25 protein-coding genes and 1 riboswitch are annotated in these 19243 nt (G+C 34.4%); of the genes, 8 read left to right on the top strand and 17 right to left on the bottom strand.

Going from position 1 to position 19243, the window contains the following annotated elements; genetic code table 11:
• Positions 1–172: 172 nt before the first annotated feature.
• Positions 173–490 carry a DUF4870 domain-containing protein gene (locus tag MKX31_RS06335; protein ID WP_000678044.1) on the bottom strand — a complete coding sequence of 106 codons (318 nt, stop codon included), beginning with the start codon at positions 488–490 and terminating at the stop codon, positions 173–175.
• Between the two features lie 148 nt (positions 491–638).
• The gene (locus MKX31_RS06330) at positions 639–1217 is read right to left on the bottom strand and encodes a YdcF family protein (protein ID WP_088048428.1); all 579 of its coding nucleotides are present in this window, start codon (positions 1215–1217) and stop codon (positions 639–641) included.
• A 160-nt stretch (positions 1218–1377) separates the two neighbouring features.
• On the opposite strand from MKX31_RS06330, the gene MKX31_RS06325 reads away from it, so the two are divergent.
• Positions 1378–2043 (top strand): DUF421 domain-containing protein, encoded by a 666-nt coding sequence (locus MKX31_RS06325; RefSeq protein ID WP_088048427.1) that lies wholly within the window; start codon positions 1378–1380, stop codon positions 2041–2043.
• Between the two features lie 36 nt (positions 2044–2079).
• Here MKX31_RS06325 and MKX31_RS06320 read toward each other — a convergent pair whose 3' ends face one another.
• Positions 2080–3435 carry an MATE family efflux transporter gene (locus tag MKX31_RS06320; RefSeq protein ID WP_098102217.1) on the bottom strand — a complete coding sequence of 452 codons (1356 nt, stop codon included), beginning with the start codon at positions 3433–3435 and terminating at the stop codon, positions 2080–2082.
• 129 nt (positions 3436–3564) lie between these two features.
• The gene (locus tag MKX31_RS06315) at positions 3565–4410 is read right to left on the bottom strand and encodes a MerR family transcriptional regulator (RefSeq protein ID WP_088048426.1); all 846 of its coding nucleotides are present in this window, start codon (positions 4408–4410) and stop codon (positions 3565–3567) included.
• Between the two features lie 268 nt (positions 4411–4678).
• Between MKX31_RS06315 and MKX31_RS06310 the strand changes: the two genes are divergently transcribed.
• Positions 4679–5842, top strand: a complete 1164-nt coding sequence (locus tag MKX31_RS06310; protein ID WP_088048425.1) for a cation:proton antiporter — start codon at positions 4679–4681, stop codon at positions 5840–5842.
• Between the two features lie 63 nt (positions 5843–5905).
• On the opposite strand, the gene MKX31_RS06305 is transcribed toward MKX31_RS06310, so the two are convergent.
• From MKX31_RS06305 to MKX31_RS06270, 8 genes are all read right to left on the bottom strand, one after another.
• The gene (locus MKX31_RS06305) at positions 5906–6184 is read right to left on the bottom strand and encodes a DUF3986 family protein (protein WP_088048424.1); all 279 of its coding nucleotides are present in this window, start codon (positions 6182–6184) and stop codon (positions 5906–5908) included.
• 80 nt (positions 6185–6264) lie between these two features.
• Positions 6265–7614, bottom strand: coding sequence for an aspartate aminotransferase family protein (locus tag MKX31_RS06300; protein WP_141669145.1), 1350 nt, complete (start codon positions 7612–7614; stop codon positions 6265–6267).
• A gap of 179 nt (positions 7615–7793) precedes the next feature.
• Complete coding sequence (locus MKX31_RS06295) at positions 7794–9344, bottom strand: solute symporter family protein (RefSeq protein WP_001027730.1); 1551 nt, start codon at positions 9342–9344, stop codon at positions 7794–7796.
• A 2-nt stretch (positions 9345–9346) separates the two neighbouring features.
• On the bottom strand, positions 9347–9688 hold the full coding sequence (locus MKX31_RS06290) for a DUF485 domain-containing protein (RefSeq protein WP_000817375.1): 342 nt from the start codon (positions 9686–9688) through the stop codon (positions 9347–9349).
• A 246-nt stretch (positions 9689–9934) separates the two neighbouring features.
• Complete coding sequence (locus tag MKX31_RS06285) at positions 9935–10564, bottom strand: sterol desaturase family protein (RefSeq protein WP_064476566.1); 630 nt, start codon at positions 10562–10564, stop codon at positions 9935–9937.
• Positions 10565–10646: 82 nt separating this feature from the next.
• Positions 10647–10940 (bottom strand): hypothetical protein, encoded by a 294-nt coding sequence (locus MKX31_RS06280; protein WP_064476567.1) that lies wholly within the window; start codon positions 10938–10940, stop codon positions 10647–10649.
• Between the two features lie 19 nt (positions 10941–10959).
• Entirely contained in the window at positions 10960–11592 is a 633-nt protein-coding gene (locus MKX31_RS06275; protein ID WP_000466561.1) for a LysE family transporter, read from the bottom strand.
• A gap of 138 nt (positions 11593–11730) precedes the next feature.
• Entirely contained in the window at positions 11731–12459 is a 729-nt protein-coding gene (locus MKX31_RS06270; protein WP_064476568.1) for a YqcI/YcgG family protein, read from the bottom strand.
• Between the two features lie 266 nt (positions 12460–12725).
• Here MKX31_RS06270 and cspB point away from each other — a divergent pair, with 266 nt between their 5' ends.
• Positions 12726–12923, top strand: a complete 198-nt coding sequence (gene cspB, locus MKX31_RS06265; protein WP_001161731.1) for a cold shock-like protein CspB — start codon at positions 12726–12728, stop codon at positions 12921–12923.
• A gap of 119 nt (positions 12924–13042) precedes the next feature.
• Positions 13043–13291, top strand: coding sequence for a DUF2564 family protein (locus tag MKX31_RS06260; protein ID WP_000534395.1), 249 nt, complete (start codon positions 13043–13045; stop codon positions 13289–13291).
• Between the two features lie 33 nt (positions 13292–13324).
• Here MKX31_RS06260 and MKX31_RS06255 read toward each other — a convergent pair whose 3' ends face one another.
• From MKX31_RS06255 to MKX31_RS06245, 3 genes are all read right to left on the bottom strand, one after another.
• Entirely contained in the window at positions 13325–13501 is a 177-nt protein-coding gene (locus MKX31_RS06255; RefSeq protein ID WP_000358801.1) for a zinc-finger domain-containing protein, read from the bottom strand.
• A 12-nt stretch (positions 13502–13513) separates the two neighbouring features.
• Positions 13514–14173, bottom strand: coding sequence for a ribonuclease H family protein (locus MKX31_RS06250; RefSeq protein WP_088048423.1), 660 nt, complete (start codon positions 14171–14173; stop codon positions 13514–13516).
• Positions 14174–14321: 148 nt separating this feature from the next.
• Positions 14322–14810: a QueT transporter family protein gene (locus MKX31_RS06245; protein WP_088048422.1), complete on the bottom strand. Its 489-nt coding sequence runs from the start codon at positions 14808–14810 to the stop codon at positions 14322–14324.
• A 6-nt stretch (positions 14811–14816) separates the two neighbouring features.
• Positions 14817–14861, bottom strand: a riboswitch (PreQ1 riboswitch).
• Between the two features lie 132 nt (positions 14862–14993).
• Here MKX31_RS06245 and MKX31_RS06240 point away from each other — a divergent pair.
• The 3 genes from MKX31_RS06240 to MKX31_RS06230 all read left to right on the top strand — a co-directional run bounded on the left by MKX31_RS06240 (position 14994) and on the right by MKX31_RS06230 (position 17242).
• Positions 14994–15866, top strand: a complete 873-nt coding sequence (locus MKX31_RS06240; protein ID WP_088048421.1) for an aldose 1-epimerase family protein — start codon at positions 14994–14996, stop codon at positions 15864–15866.
• 70 nt (positions 15867–15936) lie between these two features.
• On the top strand, positions 15937–16323 hold the full coding sequence (locus tag MKX31_RS06235) for a reverse transcriptase-like protein (protein ID WP_064476572.1): 387 nt from the start codon (positions 15937–15939) through the stop codon (positions 16321–16323).
• 13 nt (positions 16324–16336) lie between these two features.
• Positions 16337–17242, top strand: coding sequence for a DMT family transporter (locus tag MKX31_RS06230; protein ID WP_064476573.1), 906 nt, complete (start codon positions 16337–16339; stop codon positions 17240–17242).
• 2 nt (positions 17243–17244) lie between these two features.
• On the opposite strand, the gene MKX31_RS06225 is transcribed toward MKX31_RS06230, so the two are convergent.
• Positions 17245–17505 (bottom strand): DUF6123 family protein, encoded by a 261-nt coding sequence (locus MKX31_RS06225; RefSeq protein WP_001195212.1) that lies wholly within the window; start codon positions 17503–17505, stop codon positions 17245–17247.
• A 182-nt stretch (positions 17506–17687) separates the two neighbouring features.
• Here MKX31_RS06225 and MKX31_RS06220 point away from each other — a divergent pair, with 182 nt between their 5' ends.
• Positions 17688–18248 (top strand): cysteine hydrolase family protein, encoded by a 561-nt coding sequence (locus MKX31_RS06220; RefSeq protein WP_088048420.1) that lies wholly within the window; start codon positions 17688–17690, stop codon positions 18246–18248.
• Positions 18249–18281: 33 nt separating this feature from the next.
• On the opposite strand, the gene MKX31_RS06215 is transcribed toward MKX31_RS06220, so the two are convergent.
• The gene (locus tag MKX31_RS06215) at positions 18282–19142 is read right to left on the bottom strand and encodes a GNAT family N-acetyltransferase (RefSeq protein WP_064476575.1); all 861 of its coding nucleotides are present in this window, start codon (positions 19140–19142) and stop codon (positions 18282–18284) included.
• Positions 19143–19243: the final 101 nt, after the last annotated feature.

Below are 19243 nucleotides of genomic sequence, written 5' to 3'. Positions count from 1 at the left end.
CAACTTATAAGCACAAAAAGAGCAATTCTTTTTGAATTGCTCTTTTTAAAACGTTTATTAGTGCGGTAAATGAAATTTTATTGACGATAATTTAAATATATCAGCGATTTTTCGAATATATCGACTTACCGACGAATAACGACAGATTTACATCAAATTATTTCTTGTCTTATTACGCTGTTTTCAAAACTTTAATACCTTTTACGATATTCCAAATGAAGTAATAAATCCCTACAAGAATGAACACCGCATATGTGATCATCATTCCAATTCCAGCACCATCGGATTGATTGAAGCTTAAACCATATATGCCGGATACTGCTAATCCACCAAATAAAATCGCATACGGGAAAATATGTGACCAAAATGCTTTTTTCGCGTGGTATTTCACTTCATCCTCCGCAACGAAGTACACGATAATTGGCAGTAAAAATGGTGCAAAAAAGATACTAAAGTAACATAGTGAAGATAATATATTATTTCCTTTCATCCGACTCACCTCTAAATAGTTTTTGTTATCTTCATTATGTCAGGAATCCATTCTAGAAACTATCGCTTTACCTTTCATGAACATGACATATTTGTAAGATTTCCCTCTAAAATAATCCCGCCTGAAATTTCAGGCGGGATTATTTTCTCTATATTCGATTCATAAACCAATATTGAGTAATGGCTAAATACTCTCGTAAATTCGATGAAATGACAATTCGCTTCGGTGTTTCGGCCGGAAGACCTTCTAATTGTAAACCTTGTTTTGCTGCTATTTTTTTCGCTCTAAACATATGGAAGTCGTTTGTTACGATCATTCCCTTTTTCATATTGTCCGGAATTAAAGGTTTTGAGAATTTAATATTCTCATCTGTACTCGTTGACTTATCTTCCATAATGATGCGGTCTTCTGCAATTTTCAGTTTCATTAATCCATTTTTCATTGCTAATGCTTCTGAAATATCTTCTCCTTTTCCTTTCCCTCCAGATACTATAGCAATTGTTTTCTCATGTGATTGTAAATACTCAGCTGCTTTATCAATACGATATTGCAATGAGTACGACGGTTTCGTTCCGTTTACTTTCGAGCCTAATACAATTATATAATCCGCATCGTAGGTAGCATTCATTTGCCCATGCTTATAAATGTTATATTGTAAAAATCCTGCATAAACGGCGCAAACCATTATAATGCCTATCATATACTTAATTATTTTCTTCTTTTTCATATCCATATACTCCTAAGTTCTTTGCTTCTTTCATGATAATATCCATTTATTTGTTTGTATACAGACAAATTCCAATTCAGCCTAATTTATCCTCTAGAAAGTAATATTTATATTTCTTTCGGGAACAGTAAGTACAACTTTGCACGAAGGAGTGTCTCTATTGCTTCTCTTTTTATGTAACGTATCGTTCTTTTTCATCTTATTTTTACTATCACTTAAATTGCTCGGTAAATCTGCTTTAGCACAACTAACGCCTCATGATTTTGGGGCTATTATCTTTTTATCTTATTTAGCTTTTCAGGCCATACCAGTCTCTGGTGCTTTGCAAGCTTTTCTCGGTATGGTCGTTATTACATGTTTACATTTGCTTCTTACAAAATTAAGCTTACTAAACAAACTAAATCGTTTTATTCTTGGACACCCCATTATTTTAATTAAACATGGTGACATTATTTTTGAGAACTTACAAAAAAGTAGATATCCAATTGCTGAACTACTGTCTAACCTTCGCGTTGCAGGATACCCAAGTGTTCACGAAATTGAATATGCTATTTTAGAAGCGAACGGAGCCATTAGCATTTTACCAAAGCGTGAACTTGTACCATTAACTCCAAAAGATTTGAACATAGATGTTACGTATGCTGGATTACCAATTGCTCTTATTGTTGATTCGCAAATTCAATACGATAACTTAAAGTTAATTCATAAGGACAAAAAATGGTTATATAAAGAATTAAAAGAAAAAGGCATCACTAATATTAAAAGCGTTGCTTTCGCGTCTGTTCAAGAAATAGATGGATCTTTTGCAATTAGTTTAAAAGAGTAAAAAAATCCCCTTACTTGCTCAAGGGGATTTTCTTCATTATATCGCTTCTTTCTTTCCTGTCATATTTAACGGAACAGGATGTTTCATACGATTCATCGTAAATACGATAATCGCTGTCAATACTTCAGCTACTGGCATAACGAGCCAAATTCCATTTATCCCAAATAATTTTGGCATAATCCATAATAATGGAATAATAAATAGTAACCCTCGGCTCATTATAATAAGCACTGATTTTGTCGTTTGTCGCACTGATTGGAAGTACTCTCCATACACAATGTTATAGCCTAAAAATACATATTGGATAAAGAACAAGCTAATACCCGTTAATGTTAACTCCAATAACTCTGGAGATTGGACATCAAATAGACCAATAATATATTTCCCGAAGAATAATCCGATAACTATTGCAATACCACCGAGTACTACCGCAATTTTTACAGCGAACTTTAATCCTTCACGCAATCTTTCTGATAAATTTGCCCCGTAATGGAAACTAGCGATCGGTTGTAACGCTGCTCCAACACCGAAGAATAGTAGTAATGTCATCGCATGAATACTGTTCACCATCGCATAAGAAGCGACTCCTACTTCTCCTGCATATTGAACGAATGCAATGTTAAAACCGATTGTTACAATTGCAACTGTGCTTTCTGCTGTAAAGCTCGGGAAACCAATTACCATAATTTGTTTAACTGTATCCCATTCAAAATGGAATTTCGTCCATTTTAAAATACTACTTTTTCTAAAGAAGTGAGTTAATAATACAAGGAAACCAATCGCTGCTGAAAGAATAGTTGCTGAGGCAGCACCTGTTACGCCCCATCCAAAGATGAAAATAAAGATATAGTCAAACACTATATTTAATACAGCCGTTACAACTAGACCTGCCATTGCTAAATTAGGATTTCCGTCATTTCGTATAAATGTACTTAAAATATTTTCTAAAACGTATATCATTCCAAATGTTAATAATACGTGTAAATAGTCTAAAGCATACGGTAAAATCACTTCGTTTGCACCAAATAAGTATGCTAAATCTTCTATTCTCCATAAGCAAATCGCTGCTAAAACACCTACGATAATTACTGCTACCGTCATGGATTGAGTAAAAATAGACCTTGCTCTTTCTAATTTATTTTCACCTAGTGCAATGGAATATAACGTTGCTCCGCCCATTCCAATCCATAATGAAATAGAGAAGAAAATTGAAAACGCTGGAATAGCCACGTTTACTCCTGCTAATCCGTTCGCTCCAACTCCCCGACTAATCATAACCGCATCAATCACAATATTAACTGACATTAATACCATTCCAAGAACAGCTGGTATTAAATAAGAAATAAATAAACTTTTTATTGGTTTTTCTCTTAATTTTTCTGTTGTTTCCATCATATAAATGCTCCTTTTTCAATGCTCTGTTCATAGTTTAAACCTTCAAGTTACTTGAAGGTCAATAGAGAATTAAAAAATAGGTAACTGAATTATCGTGTTTGATGCCAGTTTGTAATGATACGAGTCCTACATCTTATTGCTTTGTTTTTTCATTATAGGAATTTGAATTTCTGTTACTTGCTCCTCTGGATTTTCTGTTACAGACCAATCAATCAACCCAATCTCAATCGAATCTCCATTCACTTCGTAACCTTCTTTATCAATGTATGAAAGTAACTCCCTATACGTTGCATCTGTTTCTTCATATGGTCCATGGTGATAAGAACAAGCAAATAAACTTTCTTTAATTTCATCTGAAGTATGCACTTCATACGGCATATAATCCAAAAGAATAAACACACTGCTATATGCTTGAAATTCATTTTGCATGAATGCTTTTTTGGAAATTGTCACACCTATATCTCCTGAAAATAGACTATCATCCATTTGCTTCATATTTTTTTGAAGCGAATGAATATAGTAATCAAACATATCATCTGTCGTATTCGGCGCCACTGCAATCGCTGTTATTTTTCTTTTCGGTATCTTTTTAATAACAATTCGATCGGTTTCTGCTTTTGTCGCCTTCTTTATTAAATGAATTCTATGTTCCATTTTCGCCAAAGCATACTCAATGTCTCTTTGTTTTTTCAACATCATTTCTTGTTGTTTTTCCAGTAAATTGAGTGCGTATGCTGGATTTCTTTCATCAATATATTTCTTAATTTCCTTTAATGGAATATTTAATTGGCGTAAAAATTTAATCGTATCTAATAGTGAAAATTGATCGATTGTATAATAGCGATAATTTGTTTGCGGGTCCACAATAGACGGATGAAAAATCCCCTTTTCATCATAATAGCGTAAAGTAGATTCCGCTATATTATGCATTTTTGCCATTTCTCCAATTGTAAAACGTTTATTTAATAACATATATCCTTCTCCAATTCATAAAAAATGTAGCCTTATTTCTTCTTATTATATAGTGATTCCCTCCATACCTAAATCGAATCCTATCATGAAAATCTGCTATTTTTTCATTGATTTTTCATACATTTTATTATATATTAATTACAGGTTCAAATTACGAGTTCAAAAGAACTTGTAATCAGACCCTTTGTTTAATGTGTTTTACATATTTTCATTAGGCAAATTCCGAGAAATCGTATGATAAAAATAAAAATGATGAGGAGAGGATCCGATGGATTTCGAATTTTTCTTTCAAATTGCACTTATTTTATTAAGTACAAAGCTTGCTGGTGATCTTAGTGTTAGACTAGGTCAACCTTCTGTACTAGGTAAATTAATTGTCGGTATCGTTATCGGTCCAGCTATATTAGGTTGGATTGAAAATTCAGAGCTTCTAACACAATTAAGTAATGTCGGTGTTATTCTTTTAATGTTTATGGCAGGACTTGAAACAGACTTAGAGGAATTAAACGCAAATCGTAATTCTTCTTTAGCAGTTGCACTTGGAGGTATCCTTCTTCCATTCGTAGGTGGTTACGTTTCTGGTCTTGTTATGGGAATGGAACAAGGAAATGCTGTATTTTTAGGATTACTTCTATGTGCGACAAGTGTTAGTATTTCCGTACAAACACTTCGTGATTTAGGAAAGATGAAAACACGTGAAAGTACAACTATGCTTGGCGCAGCTGTATTTGATGACATTCTTGTTGTTATTTTATTAGCATTTGCAATGAGCTTCTTAGGTACAGACGATGTTAACTTAACAATGGTTATCTTGAAGAAAGTTGTATTCTTCGCTTCTATTATTTTAATCGGATGGAAAGGTGTTCCTGCAATCATGCGCTGGTTATCACCACTGCGCGTATCTGAGTCTATCGTAAGCGCGGCTCTTATCATCTGTTTCTCATTCGCATATTTCGGTGAATTATTAGGAATTGCTGGTATTATCGGTGCTTTCGCAGCTGGTATCGCTATTTCTCAAACGAACTACAAACATGAAGTAGAAAAGAAAGTAGAACCAATCGCTTACGCTATGTTCGTTCCAGTGTTCTTCGTTAGTATTGGTATGAATATTACATTTGACGGTATTGGCAATCAAATTTGGTTCATCCTAGCATTAACAGTAATCGCTGTATTAACGAAACTAATTGGTTGTGGATTCGGTGCACGAATGACTGGATTTGACGCTAAGTCTTCTGCCATTATCGGGGCTGGAATGGTTTCTCGTGGTGAAGTTGCACTTATCATCGCAGGAACAGGACTGTCTTCAGGTCTTTTAGCACAAGATTACTTTACAGCTATCGTTATCGTCGTTATTTTAACTACAATGATTACACCACCAATGTTAAAATACACTTTTGGTGCTAAAGATAAAGCAATGAAAGCAAGTAAATAAGCTTTCTACAATAAAAAGAGATTACTATCTTATAAGATAGTAATCTCTTTTTTCATTTTATCTTTAAACAATCTCGTTCTTTTTTAACCCTTTTTCAAAAATAATTCGTGCTTCTTCATCATCCATATCATTACTAAATGAATACACCATAATGCCGTAATCATCTATATATTCACCTAGTTTCATTTCCTCCACTTTTTTATAAAAATCGTCTGCCTCGAAGTGCAGAATATAAGCATCCCAAACTGGTTCATTTATTCTTTTGTACGCCGTCACTTCTAAATCATATCCATCTTCATAATATCCGATGTGATAATGTTGACTAGGATCATATTTCTTCATAAAAATTCCCCTCCCTTTGAAAATGTATCATATTTCACATAATAAACAAAAGCGAGCCGTATTACGACTCGCTTCGTTCATTAAATGCGTTCCATCGCTGTCTTCAACGTTCCAACAACAAAGGCGATTTCTTCACTTGAAATAACAAGTGGTGGTGCTAACGTTAAGACGTTATTATATCCTGCTGTTGTCATGCCGTTTCGTCCTATAATTAACCCTTTTTCTTTACAAGCATTTACAACACTTGCAATTTTGTCGTTATCAATTGGCTCTTTCGTCTCTTTATCATTTACTAGTTCAATTCCAACTAGTAGACCTTTCCCTCTAATATTCCCAACAAGTGGATGCTCTCCAATTTCTTCTTTTAATTGCTCTAATAAAAGCGAGCCCATTTGTGCAGACCGCTCAATTAAATTTTCATTTTCCATAATCTCCAAGTTTTTAAGCGCTAATGCACAAGCCGCAGGATTTCCACCAAATGTATTAATATGACGGAAGAATTCATATTCTCCCTTCCCTTTAAATGCTTCATATATTTCTCTTTTCACAGCTGTCGCTGATAACGGTAAATATGCACTCGTAATCCCTTTTGCCATCGTAATAATATCCGGCTGAACGTCATAATTCATAAATCCAAATGCTTTTCCTGTACGTCCGAAACCGCAAATTACTTCATCGCTAATGAGAAGTGCACCGTGTTTTTGACACGTTTCATGAATAGCTTTCATATAGTCTTGTGGCGGCATTAAAATGCCTCCGCCCGTAATAATTGGTTCCATAATAAAAGCTGCAATCGTTTCACTTAATTCCCATGTCATAACGCGATCTACTTCTTTTACACATTCTACATCATAAATGTTCTCTCTTTCTATTTCAGGCATACGATAACAATCTGGCGGTGTTACATGTAAAAATCCTGAAGCAAATGGCTCATATTGATATCTACGCTGTGCTTGTCCCGTCGCTGCCATCGTTGCCATTGTATTTCCATGATACCCTCGGTAACGTGACATAAATTTATAACGATGCGGTTCACCTTTTTGAGCATAGTATTGCCTTGCTATTTTAAAAGCCGTTTCGTTCGCTTCCGAGCCACTATTAGAGAAGAAAATAACATACTCCCCTCCAAGCCACTCATTTAATTTTTCTGCAAGCTTTATAGCCGGTTCATGCGATTGTGACATCGGAAAGTATGATAATGTTTGTAATTGCTTATAAGCCGCCTCTGCAAGCTCTTTTCTTCCGTATCCACTATTCACACACCAAAGACCACTCATACCATCTAAATATCTTTTCCCTTCTATATCTTCAACCCAGCACCCTTCTGCTTTTGCCCCTACCATTGTACTATTTGGACTAAAGGGACGCATTCCGTGCCAAACATATTGCTCATCTTTTGCTAATAATTCATCAGTCTGTTTCGTTTTCATCATTTCTTCCACCTTCCATAACAACTTATTTTTCACAAAAGCTGCGCTGGTGCCATGATGATTTAAATTTCTCCCTGCTTATTTTCATTCCACAAAATTAAGACAAAATCCTACTTACAATACAGTAATATTTACAAGAAAAAGGAGCTTTTCTTATATATCGAAAAGCCCCTCTTTTTTTAATGCGACGATGCATCACTAACACCATGACCTGTATTAGATTTTACAAGAATCTCATCAAATTTCGCAGCATCTTCTTTCTTACTAGATAAAACTGTTCCTAAATATGCTGCAAGGAATCCAAGCGGAATTGAAATAATTCCAGGTGTCGTATATGGGAAAATCGCTTCCCCCACAAATATAGCTTTTCCAGCTACAGGGTTCCAAACATTTGGACTTAATGCTACGAGAACAATTGCTGATACAAGACCAACGACCATACCCGAAATAGCACCTGTTGTATTGAAGCGCTTCCAATATATTGTGAATAATATAACTGGTAGATTTGCACTCGCTGCAACTGCGAATGCTAATGAAACTAAAAATGCTACGTTCAATGTTTGAGCAAATAACGCTAGTATAATGGATAATACCGCTACCCCAATAGACGCATAGCGAGCCATTGAAACTTGCTCTTTTTCCGTTGATTTCCCCTTGCGAATAATTTCATTATAAAAATCATGTGCAAATGCTGATGCTGCTGTTAATACAAGGCCTGCCACTACAGCTAAAATAGTTGCAAAGGCAATTGCTGAAACGAAAGCAAATAAGAAATCTCCACCTAACGCTTTAGCTAATAAAGGTGCTGCCATATTACCAGCAGGGTTTGCTTTCATAATTGCCTCATTCCCTACAAATGCTGCTGCCCCAAATCCTAAGAAGATTGTCATAATATAAAATGCGCCAATTAACCACGTAGCGTACACAACAGATTGCCGTGCCGTTTTTGCATCACGTACTGTAAAAAAGCGAACAAGAATATGGGGTAATCCGGCAGTACCAAGAACTAGTCCTAAATTTAAAGACAGTGTATCAAGACCATCCTTATACTTTACTCCTGGATTTAAAAACGAATCTTTTAACGGAGTAGCAGTTTTCATTTGCGCGAACATTTCAGTCACACTAAAATTAAATTTTGAGAAAACGATAACAGAAATAATAAATGTACCAGCCATAAGTAGTACAGCCTTAACGATTTGTACCCAACTCGTCGCAGTCATTCCGCCAAAAATAACGTACACTGTCATTAATGTACCAACGATTAAAACTGATGTCGTATATTCGATCCCTAATAATAATTTAATAAGTGCACCAGCCCCAACTAATTGTGCAATCATATAAAAAATCGAAATCGTCATTGTATTAAGCGCTGCAACGCCGCGAACTTTTTTCGCATCAAAACGTGCCGCAATCATATCCGCTAACGTGTACTTCCCTAAATTTCTAAGCGGTTCTGCAACAAGGTATAGAACAACTAAATAAGCAACTAAAAAGCCGATACTATAAAAGAACCCATCAAACCCAGTTAATGCGATCGCTCCGGCTATACCAAGAAATGACGCAGCAGACATGTAATCTCCCGCAATGGCCAGACCATTTTGCCAACCAGTTAATCCTCCTCCAGCTGTATAAAACTCACTTGCATTTTTTGTTTTCTTTGATGCAAAATAAGTTATGACGAGTGTACCAAGAACGATGATTAAAAATAGTGCAAAAGCGGTTATATTCAAAGTCAGCCCCTCCCTTTTTGCATATCTTGTAGAATTTTTTGCGAGATTTCATCAAAGGATTCTGCTTTTTTGCTATAAATCATACATAATGACCACGTCATGATAAATTGCGCAAATGCAAACACCCATGCCCACGTAACATCCCCAAATGCTGGTGTATTGAGTACCTTTGAATACGATGTTAAAATAGGTAATGCAATAAAAAAGCTTAAAAAGAAAATACTCATCGGAACGATAAACTTCTTTTTCGTATTTAATAGCAATTGAAATTCTTCTGACTGAACAACCTCTGTATAATTCACTTCATTTTGTAACTTACGTGCTGACGTATCATCTCTTTTCATTCCCATTCCCCTCTCTTACTGAAAATACAATTCCCCCTTGTATACCTAAAGACTAAATTTTATAAATATTCAGAAACTTATTTCCATTTTAGACAATCCATACATTCCTGCAAAGATTTTTCGATAGACATTTTTCGGCAATTTCCCCTAAATTTTTAATATACTTTTTCAACATAAAAATTACGTACTTCAATCTCATACCAGTCAAGATTTGATGCCCATTAAAACAGAATAAAAAAGTAGTGCTTATCGCACTACTTCTGTCTTTTTCTCTTTTTCTAAATTACGAGCTGTTTCGCTTAATTCAACGTCCTTTCCATCTTTAAGCGTTCCAAATATGAAATCGAATACGGGATTTGAAACACCAAACCAAAACTTTTCATTTTTATAATGGTGTAATATGTGCTGTTTTTTGAGCCATCGCCCAAACTTAGTGAACGGACGAATTGGCTTATGTGCAATATAATGTTTCCATTCATAAACGAGAAGCATAATAATCATTCCAATTCCGAATGAAAGTGTAATAGTAACACTTTTTGTTATAGCGTATGATATAAGTAAATATATAGTAAAACTAGGTATACTAAACCATACAGGCAAAAATAATAGTTTTAAATCATCTGGATATACGTGATGATCATAATGTAATCTTCTTAACATTTTTAATAAAAATACGTTTTTAGGTGGCTTTAAGTGAAATAAAAATCGATGTGTCATATATTCGTTAAGCGTATAAAAAACAATCCCAAACAAACACGCGAACATACCGATCCATGTGAAAAATTGCATTTTTAAAATAATGATAAAAACAAATAAAATACTATACATAATAACGATATCATGTTGTAAAAAGAACTCTTTCCCCACTCTCTTCATCTTCCTTCCCCCTTTTCCAAAAAAACAGCCGCAACATATCGTTACGACTATTTCTTTTATTTTTTATTTTATTCTATTCACTTTACAAATTTGCCTGCTGCTCTATTGTCGAGAAAAAATTGTTCGATCCAAATATATTTTGCTTTGGAATAATATGTTCCACCGCAAACACTGTTACTTCTCCTCTTTGTACCTCTCCAATAATGAGCCCAAATATTTCATGATTTACCGCAAACGTCGGTTGCTTTGTTTGTAGTAATCTTGCTGCAGTATGAAATACCGCTTCATATAGTGGATTCCTATCAGTAATTTCTTTTCGGATTTTTGGTGCTAACGTAATAATAATTTCTTTTCCGTCAATAGTGGTTCGATACATAAAAATCTCCCCTTCAATCTTATGTGAACAACTGTAAAGCTTTGTATGCAAAATGGATAGAATATCCTACTAAAATAATACCTGCTCCGGCTGTTATATAGCCAAGTGCTTTTTGCTTTAATAAAGTTCTGCCAAAATGGACAGAAAAAGCAATATTTAAATTCCATAAAATAATGCCAACGATAATACAAAGACTGTACAAAAATGCTTCTTGTTTCGTTACCTTCGTAAGCAATGAGCTAAGTGTACTTCCGTATATACCAAACCAAAAAACAAGATTTAATGGATTGGATATCGCAATTAAAAAACCTGCCATAAACGATTGTTTCAGGCCACCTACCTCTTCCTTTTTATATTCCATATTCGTGTGGGAAATTCCTTGTTTTACACTTTGAAATCCTAAATAAAATAATAAGAAAAACCCTGTGCAATACATAAAAGCTTGTACATATGTATACATAAACACAGAAGATAAACCGAAGTAGATGAGAAGCATAAACAAAATATCTGCAGTCATCCCACCAATTCCAACAACCCACGCATGCCAAAAACCTCGTTCAATTCCTCGTTTTAACATTTCAATATTAATCGGACCTACTGGCGCAGCTAATGAAATACCTAATACAATTTGTTGTATAATCGCTCCAAACATCGCTCTATCCTTTCTACTTCCTTTACTATTAAGTAATGTTGTAATGATTAAAAATAGACTAGCTTTCATCAAAATATTTACTACTAAAATACCCTTTTTTATCCAAAATATACAAAAGAGCCATCTGGATGATGGCTCTTACTTTTCTAACTTATGAAGAAAAGGACATTTTCCTTTTACCACCTCTACATCGTCTCCTATGAAGTATTGTTTCCATTCGCGATGATCTGGATCACCATAATGACTAATATTAGGATGTTTCGGCAGCTGATCCCACTTTTCAACTCGATCTCGGACCGTTTGTCTTGAATATGCTCCTTTAGGGCGATCCCCTTCTAATCCATCAAAGATGGTGCGTGGTTGAAACCCAATAACGAGAGAATTTCCTAAATGCCTAGTTTTTCTTTGTTTATAAGCTGGCGCATTTCCAAATGCGAATATCGGTTCACCACCAAATGAAAATTCCCATAAGTAATGGTCTGGGTCTTCCGGAATTTGCTTCGGCCATGTTTGATCATCGTTTTCATGTAAATATTGTAGTACTTTCCAAAAATAATCACGATAATATTCCAGTGATTGTTCCTCACATTCCGGTTCCACAAAAAGAAAGAACCCTCTTCTTACAATTGGGCGCTCTTTCATTAACTCTAAAAAAGATAACATTGTATGTGGCAAATGACTCCAATCATTATGAGAGAGAAATGAATAACGAAGTTCATTCTTTTTTAAAGCTGTTAAGCCGAAATAACACGGGAAAGTTGGTTCTAGCACGACACTCGAAAAATTTTGAAATTCTTTTGTAACCCAATTTGGTATGTCAGTTCTCGTTCTCATTCCTTCATTATCTAATAAATAAGACTCATTCATTCTTTCTTTCACCTCATTATGTATAGCATTCAATTAAGAATATTACATACTCGGCCTGTCCTATACCTATTTAAAAATTCGGCTGGAAAATTATTTAAAAATACAAAAAAATAAAATCGCTTACTTGACTAATTTCTACCAATTCGTGTATATTTAAATTAATCATTTAGCAGAATATTCAAGATTATAGCATTTTTAGTTTATATTATCTTTCAAATGAATTTCACTAAATGAAAAAAGCAAATGTTTTTAGGAGGAATTGTAGCATGCAAGGAAAAGTAAAATGGTTTAACAACGAAAAAGGTTTTGGATTTATCGAAATGGAAGGCGCTGACGATGTATTCGTACATTTCTCTGCTATTCAAGGTGACGGCTACAAAGCTTTAGAAGAAGGTCAAGAAGTATCTTTCGATATCACTGAAGGAAACCGCGGACCTCAAGCTGCTAACGTAGTAAAACTTTAATCCAACATATAACAGGAGGTTACCTTACTTGGTAACCTCCTTTGTTATTCCTTTGTATATTTCCGTTTTACAGAGCAAAAACTATGTGAAATGCGCAATATACAAAGGAGGAATTAATAATGGGATCAGAAGTAAATGATTTTGAAGAAGTGAAATTCCGTGTAGAAACAGCACAAAAAATGGTAGGATCAGCGACAATTTCAATGGATCCAGATACATTAGAGCATGCGACTACTGCTGTAGAAGCCGCTCGCTCTCAGCTTGAAATTATGAAATCTGTTGCGACAGATTTAGATGAGCCATTTTTAATGAATGAGGAAAAGAAATTAAGTAAATGCGAGCATCAATTAAATGAAGCAAGACACTAAAAAACATCCAGAGAATTTTCTCTGGATGTTTTTTCATGATAACTGTTCTCCATACTTTTTCAATGTTTCTCCAACTGTACATTGTCGTATACAAAATGAATGAGCATAATACTTACTATTTGTCTTTCTATTATGTTCTCGCAAAAAACATCCTTCACAATACGTTTCTAATAAGTCATTTACCTCTGTAATGAGTTGCTTTTTATCCACCTTTGCACCTCTCTATTCGGTTATTTCTTTATGACTATCAATGACTGTTCCTTCTAATGCTTGCGTAGCTAATTGATGCGCTTCTTTATTTTGTTTTCTAGATATCGGCTCACATACAAGTTTTAATTTCATTTGCTTCGCTTTTTGTTCAATTTGATCTAAGTAATGATTTAAATGCTCATCATAACACGGCCATTCTCCAGCCAATTGCTGCAGTACAACTTGAGAATCGCCGCGAAGTGTAACTGCTTCATACTTAATTCCTAATTCCTCGAGTATATTCATGCCATATAGTAATGATGCATATTCCGCTTCATTATTATCATATATACCTTCTATATATGCATTACGGCGAATTCGGTATTTTGTATTTCCTTTTTTATAGTATACACATATACCTACTCCAGCTTCTTTCTTCTGTACATCATAACCGCCATCAAAATAAACGAGTATTTCTTGGGGCTCTTCCTCCACTTGTTTACTCAGCTTTTTCATTTCCTTTAATGACCATTCTGCATCCATTTCATCATAAAATGATAGTTCTTTCACTCTTCCTGTTTTCTCGAAATCCTCTGCAAATTGCAATGCATCTTCTATGTTCATATAATCTGTCGTTAATTCCGTCTGTAATCCGCTCTTTGTTTTATACAACCAATGGATTTTATATTTCATACTAGATTCCCCTTATATAAGATTTCTTATATGTAGTCAGCTAATGAAAGCCTCACTTTATTTTATTATATTGTATCAAGAGTCACAGCATTATATTCAATTTGCTTACATACAAAAAGAGCTATCCCTATAGGAATAGCTCTTTCATCTATTGCATAAATCTTTCAAATTGTACTCGTTTATTAATCCAGTACATTACAGGCATACCAATCGCCATGACAACAAATTCACCGATTGCACATGTTAACCAAGTCAACATAAATGGTAAATCAAATGCAAGATGAAGTTCAGTTGCAATCATAAACATTGTAATTGTAAAAATAACTGTATTAAAAATCATACGAGCCCAAACACCTTTAATAAATCGCATAGAAATAATCGTTGCAACTAATGCAAGAATAGATTGCCCTACTCCAAATACTAAATCGTAAGCGATCATAGGTGAGAAAAAGAGATTTGTTAAAAATACACCTAATACAATTCCGTAAATTGCTTTCTTATTAAATACAACAAGATGATTAAACATCTCTGAAATACGAAACTGTACATTCGTAAAGCCAAATGGCTGAATCAGCATAGAAACAGCAATATATAATGCCGCTAAAATACCATTACCGACTAATGTTCTAATATTCATGACAAAATCTCCTTAGTTTTTTTACGTGGGATGGTTTCGAACCACGTTATTCGTTTTTTAAGCAACAAGATTATATTCTACGCAATACACACTCTTTCGTCAATAGATCCCTATCATTAACTACCTTTTTTCTTTTGGACAACGTATAATAAAACATATGAAAGTTTTAGGAGGTTTCACTTCATGACAGCAACAATTCAAAATGAAAAAGTGATCGTTTCCATTTCTGACAATGGTGCAGAATTACAAAGCGTTCGCTTAAAAGAAGATAACACTGAATACTTATGGCAAGGCGATTCTACTTATTGGGGGCGCCGCGCACCAATTTTATTCCCAATTGTCGGCCGATTAGTAGATAATACATACTACGTAGATGGTAAACCATATTCTTTAACACAGCACGGCTTTGCTCGTGATCTTACATTCTCTGTAAAAGAACAAAGTGAAACAAAAATCACTTACATTGTTACTAGTAATGAAGAGACATTAAAAAAATACCCATACGAATTCGAATTACTCGTTTCTTATGAACTAGATGAACAAATCGTTCATGTAACATATGAAGTAAATAATCCTGCTTCAAAAGAGATGTTCTTCTCAATCGGAGCACACCCTGGTTTCAACTTCCCCTTATTAGAGGGCGAATCATTTACAGATTATCATTTATCATTTAATGATTCTGAACGCTTAGAAACAAGCGTATTAGAAGGACCTTACCTTTCAAGTAAAAAACAATTAATTGCTGAAAATACGAATGAATTACCACTTACATACGATTTATTTAAAAATGATGCGCTTATTTTTGAAAATATGAATACGGATGAAATCTCTATTCGTTCTCATAAACATAATAAATTTGTAAAAGTAGAATTTGATGGATTCCCATTTGTTGGCGTGTGGACACCAGGCGAGAACGCACCTTTCTTATGTATTGAACCTTGGTACGGTATTGCTGATGAAGTAAATCCAGCAAAAGATTTCAAGGAAAAAAAAGGAATTCAATCTTTACAAGCGAATGAAACATTTACATGTCGTTATAGTATTACAATCGGCTAAGTTACTCTATCCCCTACTTCAAGGAAACATATAAGTAGGGGATCATCTTATAATATGGAGGTTTCTCATTTTGATTGAAGTATATATTGATGGTGCATCAAAAGGAAATCCTGGTCCTTCTGGTGCAGGCGTGTTTATTAAAGGGGTGCAACCAGCTGTACAATTATCACTGCCCCTTGGGAGAATGTCCAATCATGAAGCAGAATACCACGCTTTACTTGCGGCATTAAAATATTGCACGGAGCATAATTATAACATTGTCTCTTTTCGTACAGATTCGCAACTTGTCGAGCGAGCTGTTGAAAAAGAATACGCAAAAAATAAAATGTTTGCACCACTATTAGAGGAAGCATTACAGTACATAAAAAGTTTTGATCTCTTTTTTATTAAGTGGATTCCAAGTAGTCAAAATAAAGTTGCTGATGAATTAGCTAGAAAAGCTATCTTACAAAATTAACGGGGGGATGAGTGTGAAAAAAGATTGGATTGCTCCTCTTGCGTTATTATTCGTCTCTTTTATTTGGGGAGCTACATTTGTTGTCGTTCAAAATGCTATGTCTTTCGTTGGTCCATTTACTTTTAATGGTATTCGCTTTTTATTCGCTGGAATTATTTTATTATTCGTTCAAATGATTTTCTCAAAAAAATCTTCAAAACAAGATATAAAACAGAGTAGCCTCGCTGGATTAATCGTTGGATTCTTTTTATGTATTGGCTATGTATTACAAACATTCGGCTTACTTTATACAACTTCTTCAAAAGCAGGCTTCTTAACAGGGCTTAGTATCGTTATGGTACCAATTCTATCTTTTATCTTTTTAAAACAAAAAGCTACTATTTTTATCGTATTTGGTATTGCTGTAGCAACAGCAGGTTTATACTTATTAACAGCTGGTGATTCTTTTCAATTAAACATCGGCGATATACTCGTTCTCGGTTGTGCAGTTGCTTTCGCTGCTCATATTCTCGTTAACGGCTTCTTCTCTAAGAAAATATCACCTTTATTATTAAGCACGTCGCAAGTATTAGCTGTCGGTATGTTTTCTTCTATTTGCGCCTTTTTGTTTGAAGATTGGGAAAAATTATTTTCAGTAGCACTATGGACGAATTCTTCTTTTTTATTCGCTCTATTTCTAACTTCCCTATTCGCGACATCCATTGCTTTTTTCATTCAAACATCTGCACAAAAACATACGTCTCCAACGAGAGTAGCAATTATTTTCGCAATGGAGCCCGTTTTTGCTGCATTAACAGGCGTTCTCGTTGCAAACGAACAACTTTCTATTTCTGCTATTATCGGATGTCTATGTATTTTCCTAGGCATGGTTTTTGTTGAATTACCTTCCAAAACAAAAAAAGAAGCGCAGGCTGCGTGAAGTTACGCTTGTAACTTTCGCATAAAAGCCTTAGCGCTTTTTTTATCTGTAATTTCTTCTTCTTTCAATCGTTCTAATAACGCAACAAAATAACTTCCATCAAACTGTAATTGATGTTTAATTGTCGCTTCTATTGCCGCGTTCACAATACCATCAGATGCACCAGTATATCCTTGTCCGAACATAATAAATCCTTGTGCTTCCTCTGATAATTTAAATCCTTTCGTATGTAAGAATGAAAGATAATCTTCTACTGTTTGCATGTTATTCCCACCTACTCAAAAATTCTCCATCTCCTATCATACATGTTTTTACACGCTATGAGAATGAAATTTCTTTGACAACTTTGTAAATCTATCGTCTACTGCATAGACAATAGAGGATTTCCTTGTAATATGAATGAATATGTATAGTGGAACTTATTTCATATTAAAGGGGAGACACGATGAAACAAGCACTATTAATTATCGATGCGCAGCAAGAATTAATGGATGGAAATGAACAAGAAAAAGAAGTTTTTCGTAAAACCGAGTTATTATCTACACTAAATACAGCCGTACAGAAAGCGATAGATGCAAATGCCCTTATTGTTTTCGTAAGAGATATCGATGTTGCTTCTGGTAGTGGAGAAGGATTTGAAGTACATAATGAAATTAAAGTACCTCAGTCTGCAATCCTTATTAATAAAGCAGCAACAAACTCATTCTATGGCACTTCTCTACTTGAACTTTTAAAAGAAGAAAAAATTAATCATATCGTTATCGGTGGATGTAAAACAGAACATTGCATCGACACCGCAGTTAGAACAGCTACTGTACAAGGATTTGATGTTACATTAATTAAAAACGGTCATTCCACAACTGATTCTAACGTATTATCTGCAGAGCAAATTATTGGTCATCATAATAAAACTCTACATGGACATTATAACGTTGATCATTTTTCAATGGTTAGAGATGTCGAGGAAGACCTTTTTCAACCAACTCACGACCAATATCGTAATTAATAAAAAGAATCCTTCATTCAGAAGGATTCTTTTTCACCCGAAAATTTGCGCTGCAATACTATAGAGCCCATTATTCCGTTTTAATAATTGTTCACTATTTCTCATCATAATTGGTGGTGTATTAACCTTTTGAAAGCCAACAGCCTCTAATTGATTTATAAAATCTTTTTTACCCTCTGGTACATCAATTCTTACTTTACCATGATGTTCTCTTGCTAAATAATGTACAATTCTCATTGCCATCGCATCATTTTCAGCAACGACCGGACCTATTATTTTATTTTCTAGTGTTTGTATACTTAAACCGTAACCTAATACATTTTGTTTGTTGTCCTTTACAACGATGCATTGTTCACTTTGTATAATTCTTTTCTTTAAAAATACTTTTCTATTTGTTCCAAACGCATATTCATCTATTTTTATTATTTCTTCTAAATCAACCTCTTCATAATCCATCATACATTCTTCATTTTCTACACATTTATGATTCACATTGTATGAGTTGCATATGTATTTAGAAACATAGCTCACTGACTTGAACCCTAACTTTTCGTATAAAGGCTTTCCCTCATCCGTAGCAATAAGCATTATTGGAGTTTGAGCTGATACAGTCATAATGCATGAATTCGTTATCGCCTTTCCGATCCCACCTCCCTTATAAATCGGATGTACAATCACCATTCCGATAGACGCTAATTTCTCCCCATATAATATAATTGCCGCGCTAGCAATAAGTTCCTTCCTCCCATTCCACACACCGTATACAATACCTGAGTCAAAAATAGTCTCAATTTCTTCTCTGTTATAATCCCAGCCAATATAAGAAGATAATGCAACAATATCCTCTATATTTTCTTTTCTAAGACGATCCACTCTTATTTTCAATCCAATCATTCCCCATCCCCTTATCTAGACATTTAAATCATTATTATCAAATCAACTTGTACATGTTTCACTTTATCTGTCACACACATATCCTATTTTGACCAAGACTA

This window comes from Bacillus sp. FSL M8-0063, assembly GCF_038005545.1.
GTDB classification, from domain to species: domain Bacteria; phylum Bacillota; class Bacilli; order Bacillales; family Bacillaceae_G; genus Bacillus_A; species Bacillus_A wiedmannii.
This window is presented reverse-complemented; position numbering and strand designations above follow the sequence as displayed.

Excerpts from the sequence above, each read along its gene's own strand:
- MKX31_RS06335 (WP_000678044.1), bottom strand. The coding sequence starts at position 490 with ATGAAAGGAAATAATATATTATCTTCACTATGTTACTTTAGTATCTTT.
- MKX31_RS06330 (WP_088048428.1), bottom strand. The coding sequence starts at position 1,217 with ATGAAAAAGAAGAAAATAATTAAGTATATGATAGGCATTATAATGGTT.
- MKX31_RS06320 (WP_098102217.1), bottom strand. The coding sequence starts at position 3,435 with ATGGAAACAACAGAAAAATTAAGAGAAAAACCAATAAAAAGTTTATTT.
- MKX31_RS06315 (WP_088048426.1), bottom strand. The coding sequence starts at position 4,410 with ATGTTATTAAATAAACGTTTTACAATTGGAGAAATGGCAAAAATGCAT.
- MKX31_RS06310 (WP_088048425.1), top strand. The coding sequence starts at position 4,679 with ATGGATTTCGAATTTTTCTTTCAAATTGCACTTATTTTATTAAGTACA.
- MKX31_RS06305 (WP_088048424.1), bottom strand. The coding sequence starts at position 6,184 with ATGAAGAAATATGATCCTAGTCAACATTATCACATCGGATATTATGAA.
- MKX31_RS06300 (WP_141669145.1), bottom strand. The coding sequence starts at position 7,614 with ATGAAAACGAAACAGACTGATGAATTATTAGCAAAAGATGAGCAATAT.
- MKX31_RS06290 (WP_000817375.1), bottom strand. The coding sequence starts at position 9,688 with ATGAAAAGAGATGATACGTCAGCACGTAAGTTACAAAATGAAGTGAAT.
- MKX31_RS06285 (WP_064476566.1), bottom strand. The coding sequence starts at position 10,564 with ATGAAGAGAGTGGGGAAAGAGTTCTTTTTACAACATGATATCGTTATT.
- MKX31_RS06280 (WP_064476567.1), bottom strand. The coding sequence starts at position 10,940 with ATGTATCGAACCACTATTGACGGAAAAGAAATTATTATTACGTTAGCA.
- MKX31_RS06275 (WP_000466561.1), bottom strand. The coding sequence starts at position 11,592 with ATGTTTGGAGCGATTATACAACAAATTGTATTAGGTATTTCATTAGCT.
- MKX31_RS06270 (WP_064476568.1), bottom strand. The coding sequence starts at position 12,459 with ATGAATGAGTCTTATTTATTAGATAATGAAGGAATGAGAACGAGAACT.
- cspB (WP_001161731.1), top strand. The coding sequence starts at position 12,726 with ATGCAAGGAAAAGTAAAATGGTTTAACAACGAAAAAGGTTTTGGATTT.
- MKX31_RS06260 (WP_000534395.1), top strand. The coding sequence starts at position 13,043 with ATGGGATCAGAAGTAAATGATTTTGAAGAAGTGAAATTCCGTGTAGAA.
- MKX31_RS06250 (WP_088048423.1), bottom strand. The coding sequence starts at position 14,173 with ATGAAATATAAAATCCATTGGTTGTATAAAACAAAGAGCGGATTACAG.
- MKX31_RS06245 (WP_088048422.1), bottom strand. The coding sequence starts at position 14,810 with ATGAATATTAGAACATTAGTCGGTAATGGTATTTTAGCGGCATTATAT.
- MKX31_RS06240 (WP_088048421.1), top strand. The coding sequence starts at position 14,994 with ATGACAGCAACAATTCAAAATGAAAAAGTGATCGTTTCCATTTCTGAC.
- MKX31_RS06225 (WP_001195212.1), bottom strand. The coding sequence starts at position 17,505 with ATGCAAACAGTAGAAGATTATCTTTCATTCTTACATACGAAAGGATTT.
- MKX31_RS06220 (WP_088048420.1), top strand. The coding sequence starts at position 17,688 with ATGAAACAAGCACTATTAATTATCGATGCGCAGCAAGAATTAATGGAT.
- MKX31_RS06215 (WP_064476575.1), bottom strand. The coding sequence starts at position 19,142 with ATGATTGGATTGAAAATAAGAGTGGATCGTCTTAGAAAAGAAAATATA.